Here is a 12,047-nt window from a genome sequence, read left to right as displayed (position 1 = left end):
TGGACCACAGTAATATAAAGACCATTTTTCTGATTTTTCGACAGCCGATCGGCGGAAATTTGGTCATCAAGACACTCTCAGCTCCGCAAAAAATAGGCAGATCTAAGACTAATACTTACGTTAGCAAAACTTATACTAACGGAGGTCTAGTATTTGAAAATATCGAAAATATTCGTACATGGGACCTTGTCAATAAAATCTTACAAGCTAATGCGGTTGGTTCCCAAAGCGTGCCGAACCCCCGCCAGGTCAGCCCTCAACTGCCCGACGAGATCTTGCGCGACGAGGCGGGCGTAATCGCGACCGATCGCCCGGGACGCCTATCTCTTTCACCGGCGGCCCGGGCTTGACGCACACAACCGCTCTCCGCAGCCGCAGCGCCTTCATTGGCAGATGCAGCATACCCCAATAACCCGGTCCATTCTGAAGCGATCCGCGTATGGTTTGCGGATGTCGGAAGCAGAGATCCAGTCGAAGCCGCGCGAAAACGGTCGTCGTCCCTTCTGTCGAACGCCTTAGAAGCTGCGGTTGGGTCCGTGGAAAGCGGCAGAACATGAAGGAACGGGAAGGTGGCTGATCCCGCCTAGAATTACTGGCCCGCTGCCTCACAGTGACGGGCTTTTTGTGTTTTGGCCGGAGCCCGGTGCCGTCAACCCCCCACTGCTTTAAGTTAACTTCCGAACCTCTTCGTTCGTGCAATAAGTGCGTCGTAGGTTTTTACAGTTAAATTCTAATTGCATCTTTGGCCGCGCTTTTCATCGGCAACCCTGATCAGATGGGCTCGCTGGTGCGCATAGTGACCTCGCGCTCTGTCGCTTCCCGCGCCGCCCTGATCGGCATTGTCGCGTGGCCGATGTGGGTAGCCGTCACGGTATCGCCGTCCATTTCCTCAACGTGGTATTTCGGCACTTGTGTTCCTAAGCGTCTAGCTCGATAGGCTGATCGTGATCCGGATCGGAATGATACGCGACTTGGCGAAAATCGCGCATGTCGATCTGTTGGCCGCAAACAGGGCAAGGATGAAATGATCGAGCTCGCTCGCAAGCGGGCCGTCATGTCGGTGACCGATTATTGGTCTGCCGAGATCCGAAAGCCTGGTCATTGTTTCCGCAGCGCCTTGGCTTCCCGCTCGAACGTCTCGCGTTGATTGCCGTGCTTCGCAATCAACTCTTTGACCTGCTGGGGTGTGATGCCGGTCTTTGTTGCGAAATATTCAACTTCATAATCCTCGTCGGCTGAGACACGGTCCCGATCGCGGAAATCCCGCTTGCTCTTGTCATCGGCCATATCGTTTCCTCCTTCGCTCATCCCGCAACGTCGAGTTGACGTGTTTTGTTGCACCAAAAGCCGATTTCCGGTTTCGGAACCATTTCAGCACAAGCTAATTGAATCGCGGGGTGCGGGTGAGTTCATGCGTCTAAAGTTCGTCGAGCCTTTGCTGCCGACCCTGGTCGAGAAGCCTCCCGAAGGCGACGAATGGATTCACGAAGTCAAGTTCGACGGCTACCGCAGTCAAATCATCATCGATCATGACGTGCGCATCTTCACGCGCAACGGCCACAATTGGACGGCAAAATACAGGGATCTGGCCGGTGCCGCAAAACGCCTTGGCGTCGAGAATGCCATCATTGACGGCGAAATAGTCGTACTCAACGAAGCCGGCCTTTCGGACTATCAGGCGCTGCGCAAAGCCATCACCAGCCGCCAGCATGATCTCTACTTCGTCGCCTTCGATCTCCTCCACTTGAACGGTCACGATCTGCGGGACATGGATCTCGAAGACCGACGCGAAATCCTGGAAGGCCTCATCTTGCCTGATGACCGCATCCAGTTCAGCCAAGCGCTGCCCGGAGACGCTAAAGCCATATTCCACCTGATCGATGAAGCCGGCCTTGAGGGCATGGTATCGAAGCGACGTGACAGCAAATACCGCAGCGGCCGGTCGACAGCCTGGCTGAAGATCAAGAGCTACATGGTGGAAGAATACGACTTGCTCGGAGTCGAGCGGGAACCCGGTAAGCCGGCCTTTGCGCTGATGGCCGATCGGAAGACCGGGGAGTATGTCGGCTCAGCGTTCATCAACTCCAGCCGGGCAATCCGCGAACGGCTATGGAAGCGCGTCCAGGAGCACGCCGGGCCGGCACCGAAGGGGATGAAGCGGCCGGCGACACAGTGGGTTAAGCCCGGCATCATCGGACGAGTGAAGCACTTGCGCGGCGAGGAAGATTTGCGGCACGCTTCTCTGCAGGATTTGCGGGAGGATGACACAGATGCCCGTGGCTAAGAAGGATCAGGAGCGCGCCACCTATGCCTGGATGTATGGCGCGCAGGCGCAGAAGGATGGCAAGGAGCGCGCGGTGCCGCCTTACTGGCAGGAGCATGCCGATGCCTGGCTACAAGGCTTTGACGGTGTGCCGATGGCCGGTTTGGGCAAGAGCAAGACGGTCAGCGACGAAGCCGGTTACTCGGCTTACCTAGTCAGCTTCTGTGTGACCTTTTTGCCGCCCTAACCTGAAATCAGCGAAGTAATTCTGATACCCTGTAGCATGTTACCGCCGTTCAGGGCACGTAATCCGCATGGGAAGGCTAGAAAATCTTGACGGTCTGCGCGGCTTTGCTGCGCTGTTGGTGGTCGCCGGCCACGTGTGCAATGTGCTCGGCTTCCTTCCTGGAGTTTTCGGCGACGGTGGTGCGCAGGTCGGGGTTCAACTTTTCTTCTGCCTTTCCGGTTTTCTTATGGGAATGCTGTACCTGAACTTGCCGTTCAGCGGGGCGGAAGTGACTGGCTTTTACAGACGTCGGATCGCTCGGGTGTTTCCGATGTATCTCGCGGTAGTTTTGGCTTCGTTCGTCCTAATGAACTTCACGGGAACCCCTGTTCTTTATGCCGTCGACCACTCCAACCTGGCAGCCCACCTGACCTTCTTTCAGGCGACGAGCGTCTTGTGGACGGTCCCGATCGAGGTTCAATTCTACGCTCTTTTCGGCCTCATCTGGCTGATGTTCTCGATCAACAGGCTAGCATCGATCCTAATGCTGCTAACGGCGATCCCCCTGCTGGTGATAATGTCCGATACCTTCGGCGGGCGGCTCTTTTTCGTCTCGTACTTTATGGTCGGGCTTGGCGTTTCGCTGCTGCCGCGCACGTCATCAAACGCCAGCTTTGCCGTAGCCGTCGCCCTATTTTTTGCCGCAATGCCAGCAGTGTCGAAACGACTCGGCATAGACTTTTTCGATTTCTGGAAATCCCCTCTGAATTTCGCTGCAGTCGCCCTTCTCGTACAAACCGCAATCTCGGCCCCCTTGGCAACCAGGACGCTTGGCAGCCGCCCCGCGCGTTACTTAGGCGAAATATCCTATTCGATCTATCTGCTGCACTGGCCTGTCATGGCGCAGTTGACACGCTGGATCAGCTACGCGGAACATCCTGCCCTCTACACTTCATTGGTCCTCGCCGGTACGCTCGTGGCAGCTACATTGACCTACTACGGCATCGAAAAGCCGGCGCGACGGTTGATCATGACGAGAACAGAACGCCACACCAATCAGGTTGTGGCGATAACATGATGAGATTTGATGAGCTTCTGCGGAATCTCGACAAGAGCACTATGGTCGGCGTCGAGATCGGCCCTTTCTATAGTCCCGTTGCGCCGAAGGCCCACGGCTGGAAAACAACGGTAATCGATTTTCAGGATGGGGAAGCGTTGCGCGCAGCGGCCCGCAATCACAAAGTCGAAGCCATACGCAAGCGAGCCGATCAAATTGAAGATGTCGACATCGTCTGGTCAGGCGAGCCGCTAGATACATTAGCACTCTCTAGAAAGCCGGGCGGCTACGACTTTTTCATTGCCAGCCACGTCATTGAACACACGCCCGATTTGGTCAGCTTCTTGCAACAGGTATCACGCCTTCTGCGGCCAGGGGGCATTGTCTCTCTCGCCGTACCTGACATGCGCAAGTGCTTCGATGTCCTGAAGCCGGCGACCGGCATCCGCGAAGTGCTGACGGCCTACCGAGAGAAGCGGACCCGCCACACACCGGAAACTCTCTTTGAGGCCCGCGCCTGCTCCGTTAACAGAAACAGCGTCGGCTCTTGGCTTGCAGGGTCGAAGGCGCCGCTGAGCTTTACCGGGAATTTTGACCATGCGTGGGGATGTTATCAGGCCGACATCGCCAATCTCGATGGCCCCTATGTCGATGCTCACGCCTGGTTCTTCACTCCGGCTTCATTCGAATTGCTGGTCCTTGAACTGCGCCAAATGGGCCTGATCAGCCTGGCTATTACAAGTCTCGAGGAAAGCCACGGATCCGAGTTCATCGTCCAGCTTAAGGTCGCGCCGGTTGCGAAGATGTCATCGGCTGATTTCGATGCCAAGCGGTTGGAACTGTCGCAACGGCAGATCGCGGAGGTGGCTCAAGAACTGTTTGGCAGCGGCAATCCGCCTATGCCGGCGAGGACCATCTATATCGAGGTACCCGTCTATATCGAGGTACCCGTCCATATCGAGGTACCCGTGCATCCACCGATCCTGTCAACAAAAGCTGTGGCGCTGCTTCTGGCAAGCCGCGTCAAGCGAAAGGCCCTGTCGTTGGTTGGAATGGCCTAGTTGATGAGGCCGTGGGTGCGCAGAGCGTCCTCAATCGACCCTCGCGGCCGACTTCGGTCAGATAGACCTGAATCGTGGTGCCGGTGTTGACGGCCTTCAGTGCCGTCCGCGTCGCCACAAACGTCACGCCGACGGGACCGGTAGCTCCTGTCGGTCCTGTGGGGCCGGTTGCGCCCGTCAAGGGTTGCGGGGCGGTCGGCAATCCAGCGCGCGAGCGCTAATCTGGCATCGCTACTCGGGCAGCCCAGCCAGCCGAAGGCTCTCTACGATGAAGTCGCGATCCTGCTGATTTCTATATGGGTCGATTTCGACATACCGGCTGATCGTTATATCGGGCATTGCCGATATGAGCTTCTCAACCTCCGCCTTCGCCTCACCCAGGTGACCGAGGCGCGCATGGCACATCGCTAGGTCGCCATGAATGTACCAAAATGGATGGATCTGCCGAGAAAATGCCAAGATCGCTTCTTGATATCGTCGCAGCATTAGTAGAGCCATGCCCTTGATTTCCCAATGCCATGTAGCCGGAATTGGATCGCGCTGAAGCAACTCATCCATCGTCTTGAGCGCTATGGCGAAGTCACCGTTTCGCAAGAGCAACTCTGCCTGATACGCGACGGCGACAGAATTGGCCGGATTTAGGCTGATGGCCCGTTCCAGATGAGACGCTGCCAACTCGTATTGCCCTTTGAGAATCAGGGCCATTCCGAGTAGCGCATGCCCTATGGAATCACCTTCATCCAAAGCGATGGCGGTTCGAGAGGCCGCCGCCATTTCGTCGAGCGTATTCGCTTGCGCGTTTTCGAGGTACTGCACGTAGAACGTCGCGGCTCGCATAGCATAAGCAACGGCGTATTCAGCATCTAGCTGGAGAGCCCTCTCTACAAATGGCATTGCTCGTGCAGCATCATGCAGGGCAACATACTTTTTTGCCAATTGAACGCATTCATAGGCCGCCAGGCTCGGGAGATTCCGCTTGCTCGCATCATTGGCAATGGCCAATTGAAGGCGCGATTCGAGCGTGACAACGATGGTTCGGACAACTTCGTCTTGGACGACGAAGATATCTTCAACTTCGCGATCATAGCGTTCGGCCCAAAGTTCCTGACCAGTAGTGCTGTGGATAAGTTGTGCCGCCACGCGGACCCGTTTGCCGATGCGCCTCACGCCGCCAGCTACGATATATTCGACATTCAGTGCCTTTCCGATCTCCTGAGTACCAACGTCCTTACCCTTGAACGAGAACGATGAATTCCGGGCAATCACGAACAGGTTTCTGAAGCGCGAAAGTTCGGTCAGAATGTCTTCCGCGATGCCTTCAGCAAAATAATCCTGCTCCGGATCTCCTCCCATGTTGGAGAAAGGCAGCACGGCTATGCTGCCTTTGGTCCGCGTTTCCGAAGCGCGCGCGCTGGCGGCGCCCTTGGGCAACGTGCTGTCCAAAAGGACATTGTAGACCTGTATCGGTTGCTCGATATTCTTAAGGCTGTGCTCGCCGGTATCTTCGAATGCCAATTCGAGCTTGTTGCCGACATTTTCCCGAACAGAAGCGGACACCGACACGCCACCGGGCTTGGCGATAGCCTCGATCCGCGCGGCGATGTTCACGCCGTCACCGAAAATGTCATCGCCCTCTACTATGACGTCGCCAAGATTAATGCCGATGCGAAATTGAATTGAGGGAGTGGAGACGAGATTTCGCTCAACCATCGCTCGCTGGATCGCCGCTGCGCATTCGACCGCACCCACTACACTTGGAAATTCGACCAGCGCTCCGTCGCCCATCATCTTTACAATGCGGCCGTGACGCGCGGTGACAGCGGGGTTGAAAGTTTCTCGCCAAACCTCCCGCAGCGCCGCCACTGTTCCGGCCTCGTCGGTTCCGATCATGCTGGAGTACCCGACAACGTCGGCTGCTAGAATGGCCGAAAGCCGGCGGGTCGTCTGCTGTTCCACCATACCGGTCCCACAGTCGATGGGCTGAGGAATGCTAGACTGTACGAGCTATTCTTAGTGTCCGGAAGGGGGGTGCAAAGCCCTAGCGCGAATAGGCCGAGGCGCCTGACAGCCAAGCAATACCCCTTCTCAATAAGGCGACCGACGTCAGCAACAGGAAGCTGATGGCCGAACTCCCAACCCCTTGGTTCAGTAGCGCGACGTTGAGCCTTCTCAGTTGGTGCGAAATGCACAGTCGCCACTATCGAAGTGGCCATTCGGTTACTCCTCCGGAAATGGGTGCTGGAGATTGCCAGTCCTGAGACCCGATAACGCATAAAATCTTGGCCATTTGTTCTTGCCGCCACACCCCGCCAATTATTTTCTTAAACATCACGGTGGCGGTGAGGCGTCCACCCGCCCCATTTACTTTCAAACTGGGCTTGATTGCGCTGCCAGAGCTCGGCGTATTCCGCCTGTGGGAGCTTGGTGAAGCTTGCCCCACCAATATGGTGAACGAAGGCGTCTTCGGCACAGATTGTGCGCAAGCCCTTTTCATGAATGCGGCGTGAATAATCGTCGTCCTCGAATAGCCCCAGCCCGAATGCCTCGTCGAGTGGTCCCACAGCCTCCATCGTGTCACGACGCATCGCGACGCAGAACATCGCTAACATTGGAATGTCGAAGGATTGACCGGCGTGACGAGCCGCATTCTTATCTGCAAACGCCTCCATGCCTTCCGTGTCTACATAATCCACCGAGATTTTCGCTTCGTTGCCGATCTCGTTGGTGACAGGACCGACAAGGCCGACAGATGGATTTTCCAGGTGACGAATGAGGGGGTCGAGCCATCCCTTCGGCACGAGGGTGTCGTTATTCAGAAGAACGAGTACGTCGCCAGTCGCTATACGTAGGCCTTGATTGTTTGCGGCAGCGAACCCGCGGTTATCCCGATTGAGCTCGATCCTGACGGGCAGCTCCAAGCCGGATAGTTGTCGTAGGTAAGACTGCGTTCCGTCTTCCGATGCGTTGTCGACCACGATGATCTCGTAATTCGGGTAAGTGGTATTCCGGATCAGGCTGTCGATGCAGGCCTTAGTGAGATCGATGTTGTTGTACGCAACAACAATGATTGACACCACTGGAAAGCCGTGACGGAGGGCCGTGAGCGTGGCGTCCACCCGCTCGGACCAGTCATTAGCTTTCGCCAGTTCCCGTCGGCGGCGGGACAGTGCCTGGTCACTATCGGCAAGCGCTGCTTCTATGGCCTGCACTGTCTCATCAGGAGTGGCCGCGAATGAGAGATAGTCCTTGTAGACTTGGAGTTCAGCAGTCGGCGTCGCGATTACAGGCTTTCCGGCGCTCATGTATTCATAGAACTTCACCGGGTCGACCGCATGCGTGACGTTGTAAACCCGGAACGGAATCAAACATGCGTCGAACCAGTAGAGGTATTGAGGCATCTCACTATAGGGACGCAGTCCAAGCAGATGCACATTTGGAAGGCTGTCGAGGCCGGCCAGGTCAGTGGAGAAATCATCGCCGATCAAAACGAAGGACCAATCGGGACGCTGGCGGGCCACGGCAGCGATTAGCTCGAAATCGAGCCATTCGGCGAGCGCACCATAGTAGCCGATGATCGGAGCCTTCATGCTTGCCAAGAGATCATTCGGAACGCACCGCTCTTGGAAGAACGCGTAGTCCACCCCATTGCGAACGACGGCGCAACGGCGCGCCTTGGCTTGCCACTTATCCTGTAGCAGGGCGGCTGTGACGGTCACGAGGTCGGCTTCACGAACCAGCGTCTCCTCGTCATGGAGGAGGTCGCGGCCGATGTTCGGGAAATTGTCCCACTCGTCCATGCAATCGTACTGCACGTGCCACCCGCGGGACGTCCGCAACGCAAGTGCTAGCGGCGTCCAGTATGTGAGGTGGACGACGGTGACCGCAGTTTTAATCCTGAGATCGCGCGCGAGCGCCGACATCGCTTCCCCGAAGGCTGTCTGATTCCCACGGCTCATAGATTTGCTGTAGAAATCCTGCACTCCGTCGGCTCGCAATGAGACCTCGAAGACGCCGTTCGCAACCTCCATGAGGTCGTAATCCCGGCCCGATGGAGGCGTGCGCGAGGGTACGATATAGAACACGCGGTAGCCGCGGGCAGCGAGGTTCGACATTAGCTGCTGAGGACGCTGGTAACGCGCTGACCAAGCGATGTTGGCGAAGCATACTATGTCTAGGAGACCGGCGTGCTCCGCTCCTGGCGCGGGCGCGCCCGGTGTCCCGGCCCTGGCAACACTTGGAGCCATGACGGCCCGCGGTTGACCACCGGCGCGATTTACGAGCGTCAGGAGTGGCGAGGAATTCGCCCGGGATAATATCCTGAAACGTAGACGACGCGGAAGGAGGACCTTTCCGATGCCCCGGAGCCAGGGCCATCTACGCCGGATCAGGATGATCAGGTCAGCCAGGAGAATGCGGAAGCTGGTACGTCGCCGCTCGTACTCGCCGGCTAGGACTTGTATCTCGCCCTGCAGCCAGGCGATACCATCATCGCGCGCCTGGAGGAGAGTTCGCAGTGTCGCGATCTCCTCGTCTTTGGCGGAATTGCTCCACTCCTGGCCTTGTGTTGCATTGGCAAGGAACTCGCTAATCTCCTTTACGGGTTTGCGACCGACCCGAAACTCCTCAGCTAGCGCCCGGATCTGCCGCGAGTGATCAAGGGCAGCCAGGTTGGCGGCTGCGAGAAGCTCGGCGACTTTGACCCGTTCGACATTGGTGGCATGACGTTCAGCCGATAGTGAGTCGCTGAGCCGCGCCACCTCATCAGCCAAGGCCGTGCGGATACGCTCGGTCTCAAGGCTTCGTGTGTTCGCCGCCCCGACTTCCTCCGACAGTTCAACTATTCGACGCTTGGTCGCCGAATGAACCACTTCGGCTTCCGCGTGTTCGATCCTGACGTCGCTGAGTTCCCTGGCCAGCCTGGCGACCTCGACGTTCCAACGCGCGCGTTCGTCGATGAAGCTCCTGGCCCGCGCCTCGTCCTCAGTTCGATCTGCCTACGCGCGATCGGGGCGGACGGACAATGCTCGAACGTGAGGTCACTGAGGCGAAATTCACGCTCGGCGATACGTTGTGTTCGGGCATAAACGAGAAGGATTTGCTCGCCTGCCCAATACGTCGGCTCCATCGCTCGAGCGTCGACAACTTTCGAGGTAGCCAGCACTAGTTCCCCGCCTGCAAGCGTTGCCGGGATGTTCGAGGGATCGAACGTACTTTTGTGCTCGTCTAACCTCAAATACTCTCGGAAGGGGACGAGGATCACAAGAGCTTCGGTTGCCATTTCCCCGAGACGCTCGAGGACGGCCACGGGATCGTCGAAGTGCTCAAGGGTGTTGGAGGAGACAACCACATCGAAACGCTCATTGAACAGTTCGCGAAAAAGGTCGACCCGCAAAAAATGCGGCTTGCTAAATGTCGCGCGCGCCGAGGCAATCGCGGGTTCGGCGAAATCGATCCCTGTGACCGGGCCTGGGAACACTTGAGCCAGGAGGTCCGTACCGTCGCCCAGAGCGCCCCCCAATCGCAGATCGTCCAGCGCTCATCACGCAGCGAACGGGTCAGCCATTCCGGCAGATGATCGAGAATGATCCGGCCAAAGAAAACCGACTGCTCCCGACCTCGATTGACAACCCAGTCGGTTTCGAAGCGGCGCGACCAATAGGTCTCACTATTCATGGGAGCGTGTGGCTTCTGTCCTGCCTCTTTACGCGACGACATCAGAGCTCCTGATCCCACGCTGGCGGCGCCAGTGTTCCCCAATGAGGGAGATACGCTAAGATACCGGTTGAACGCAATTGCCGGTGGAAGCAGGCTACGCCGAAATTCAGTATGACAGGATGGAGAAAGCTTAGCATGCCGATAGAAGGCGCTATGACTAACGACGACAAAGCGCGCGTCGCGGAGCGCTGGTCTGATATAAGCAGCGGATCTGACGAGTTCTCGGCGAATGTCCTACTGGCTTGCTGTCCCAGCCGTCATGGCGCGTCACCAGCGTCGCGCTTGCGCCGGCGGGAATTATGGGTCGTGGGTAGAGTATTGCCTTGGGTCATTCGCCCCGCAAGGTCACGAGCTTCGCATGCTTAGCATCGGCTGCGGTTACGGCGACCTTGAGCGGCACTTCATGCGAATTGACGCCAGTATAATGTGCGATGCGTTCGATATCGCGCCAGCGGCAATCCAGGGTGCAATATTGGCAGCACGTCAAGAAGGGTTCACCGGCATCCACTATCGCTGCGCAGACATCGAAACGGCGGGCCTAGAGCAGGGAGTGTATGATGCCGCTTGGTTCAACGGATCGCTTCACCATATCCAAGCGCTTGAGCGCGTGCTCGAACGTGTCCACAATAGCCTCAAGCCGGGTGGTCTGCTGTTCGTCAACGAGTATGTCGGAGCGAACCATTTCGGCTTTCCGCCTGCCCAACGGGAGGCGATCTCACATGCGTTCCATTTGATCCCGCACCAATATCGACGGAGTTTTATCCCTGCGAACCTTGGTCAAGTGGCGACTCAAGCACCCATACCGGATCCAGCCGAGGTTCGGCGTGTCGATCCGTCGGAAGCTATTCGGTCGCAGGACATCGTTTCCGCTATCGCAGACAATTTCGACATCATCGCAATTAATGCGTGTGGCGGGACAATTATGCAGTTTCTGCTTAGTGGCATCGCCGGAAACTTCCGCGAAGACGATGCGTCCTCCATGCTGGTTCTCGACATAGGGCGATCTTGCCTAGAAAGACTAGGAGTTCGAGACAGAACAGGTTGCGAACACACTGCTACGGTTTTTGCAACGCAACGCTACGGTATGCACCGGACAGCGTAGCAGGAACGTATTTGGGAGCGGCTCAACGCCGTTACAGACAAGGATTTCGCAGTACCAAAAGGGAAGGGCAGGGACGGCCGCAACCGAATTTCAAGACCGGTGCCCAAAACCGATGTTCACGGGAGTTGGAAGCAGACCGTCCGACAACAGTAGCCTCGCGCGAGCCGACCACCGGGAGCGACCAAGAAATCCCATCAGCTCGGCTCCCCACCACGGCAGTTTTCGGCAAAACGGACGGAATCAACACCCAGCATCCGCCAATGTTCGCAGGCGTATATTCGACGCACATTCGACGTAAGGAAAAAAGGTAGGCTAAGTGCCTGAAAGATCTGGTACGCCCAAGGGGAATCGAACCCCTGTTACCGCCGTGAAAGGGCGGTGTCCTAACCGCTAGACGATGGGCGCGCTCAGACGAAGCGGCTTATAATTGCGTTGTTGCCAACCGGCAACCCATCAGCCGCCAGATGCGGAAACTTTTTTCAAGAGGGGCAAGAAAAGCCAGTTTGGTGAGCCAGCGCAGGTTTCTGGCCTCGCGTCGTTGCACATCTTTGGATGAACGCGCCGCGCAGTCGTCATCCTATGGTCTGCGCTGCGTCGCTGCGCGCCTTGCTTCGCCATAGGAT

At 57.1% G+C, this 12,047-nt stretch carries 10 protein-coding genes and 1 tRNA gene; 5 read left to right on the top strand and 6 right to left on the bottom strand.

Annotated features, from left to right (window positions below):
• Positions 1-771: 771 nt before the first annotated feature.
• Together ACYG97_RS10940 and ACYG97_RS10935 are read right to left on the bottom strand one after the other, a co-directional pair.
• On the bottom strand, positions 772-909 hold the full coding sequence (locus ACYG97_RS10940; protein WP_023734491.1) for a hypothetical protein: 138 nt from the start codon (positions 907-909) through the stop codon (positions 772-774).
• Between the two features lie 189 nt (positions 910-1,098).
• Positions 1,099-1,287, bottom strand: a complete 189-nt coding sequence (locus tag ACYG97_RS10935) for a DUF3606 domain-containing protein (protein WP_023734489.1) — start codon at positions 1,285-1,287, stop codon at positions 1,099-1,101.
• A gap of 124 nt (positions 1,288-1,411) precedes the next feature.
• Between ACYG97_RS10935 and ACYG97_RS10930 the strand changes: the two genes are divergently transcribed.
• From ACYG97_RS10930 to ACYG97_RS10915, 4 genes are all read left to right on the top strand, one after another.
• The gene (locus ACYG97_RS10930) at positions 1,412-2,284 is read left to right on the top strand and encodes an ATP-dependent DNA ligase (protein WP_023734488.1); all 873 of its coding nucleotides are present in this window, start codon (positions 1,412-1,414) and stop codon (positions 2,282-2,284) included.
• Positions 2,262-2,510, top strand: coding sequence for a hypothetical protein (locus ACYG97_RS10925; RefSeq protein ID WP_245260879.1), 249 nt, complete (start codon positions 2,262-2,264; stop codon positions 2,508-2,510). Before ACYG97_RS10930 ends, ACYG97_RS10925 begins: the two co-directional genes overlap by 23 nt.
• Positions 2,511-2,577: 67 nt before the next feature.
• Complete coding sequence (locus ACYG97_RS10920; protein ID WP_084023787.1) at positions 2,578-3,567, top strand: acyltransferase family protein; 990 nt, start codon at positions 2,578-2,580, stop codon at positions 3,565-3,567.
• Positions 3,564-4,607: a class I SAM-dependent methyltransferase gene (locus ACYG97_RS10915; protein WP_023734484.1), complete on the top strand. Its 1,044-nt coding sequence runs from the start codon at positions 3,564-3,566 to the stop codon at positions 4,605-4,607. The genes ACYG97_RS10920 and ACYG97_RS10915 overlap by 4 nt, the downstream gene beginning before the upstream one ends.
• Positions 4,608-4,838: 231 nt before the next feature.
• Here the strand turns inward: ACYG97_RS10915 and ACYG97_RS10910 are convergent, their stop codons facing one another.
• The 3 genes from ACYG97_RS10910 to ACYG97_RS10900 form a co-directional block, all read right to left on the bottom strand.
• The gene (locus ACYG97_RS10910; protein ID WP_023734483.1) at positions 4,839-6,566 is read right to left on the bottom strand and encodes an adenylate/guanylate cyclase domain-containing protein; all 1,728 of its coding nucleotides are present in this window, start codon (positions 6,564-6,566) and stop codon (positions 4,839-4,841) included.
• 362 nt (positions 6,567-6,928) lie between these two features.
• Positions 6,929-9,475: a glycosyltransferase gene (locus tag ACYG97_RS10905; protein WP_023734482.1), complete on the bottom strand. Its 2,547-nt coding sequence runs from the start codon at positions 9,473-9,475 to the stop codon at positions 6,929-6,931.
• On the bottom strand, positions 9,445-10,083 hold the full coding sequence (locus ACYG97_RS10900; RefSeq protein ID WP_352913741.1) for a class I SAM-dependent methyltransferase: 639 nt from the start codon (positions 10,081-10,083) through the stop codon (positions 9,445-9,447). Before ACYG97_RS10900 ends, ACYG97_RS10905 begins: the two co-directional genes overlap by 31 nt.
• 468 nt (positions 10,084-10,551) lie before the next feature.
• Here ACYG97_RS10900 and ACYG97_RS10895 point away from each other — a divergent pair, with 468 nt between their 5' ends.
• Entirely contained in the window at positions 10,552-11,424 is an 873-nt protein-coding gene (locus ACYG97_RS10895) for a methyltransferase domain-containing protein (RefSeq protein WP_084023785.1), read from the top strand.
• Between the two features lie 330 nt (positions 11,425-11,754).
• On the opposite strand, the gene ACYG97_RS10890 is transcribed toward ACYG97_RS10895, so the two are convergent.
• Positions 11,755-11,829, bottom strand: a tRNA-Glu gene (locus ACYG97_RS10890).
• Positions 11,830-12,047: the final 218 nt, after the last annotated feature.

It is taken from the genome of Mesorhizobium sp. W067 (assembly GCF_054719525.1).
This window is presented reverse-complemented; position numbering and strand designations above follow the sequence as displayed.

Excerpts from the sequence above, each read along its gene's own strand:
- ACYG97_RS10935 (WP_023734489.1), bottom strand. The coding sequence starts at position 1,287 with ATGGCCGATGACAAGAGCAAGCGGGATTTCCGCGATCGGGACCGTGTC.
- ACYG97_RS10930 (WP_023734488.1), top strand. The coding sequence starts at position 1,412 with ATGCGTCTAAAGTTCGTCGAGCCTTTGCTGCCGACCCTGGTCGAGAAG.
- ACYG97_RS10925 (WP_245260879.1), top strand. The coding sequence starts at position 2,262 with ATGACACAGATGCCCGTGGCTAAGAAGGATCAGGAGCGCGCCACCTAT.
- ACYG97_RS10920 (WP_084023787.1), top strand. The coding sequence starts at position 2,578 with ATGGGAAGGCTAGAAAATCTTGACGGTCTGCGCGGCTTTGCTGCGCTG.
- ACYG97_RS10915 (WP_023734484.1), top strand. The coding sequence starts at position 3,564 with ATGATGAGATTTGATGAGCTTCTGCGGAATCTCGACAAGAGCACTATG.
- ACYG97_RS10910 (WP_023734483.1), bottom strand. The coding sequence starts at position 6,566 with ATGGTGGAACAGCAGACGACCCGCCGGCTTTCGGCCATTCTAGCAGCC.
- ACYG97_RS10895 (WP_084023785.1), top strand. The coding sequence starts at position 10,552 with ATGTCCTACTGGCTTGCTGTCCCAGCCGTCATGGCGCGTCACCAGCGT.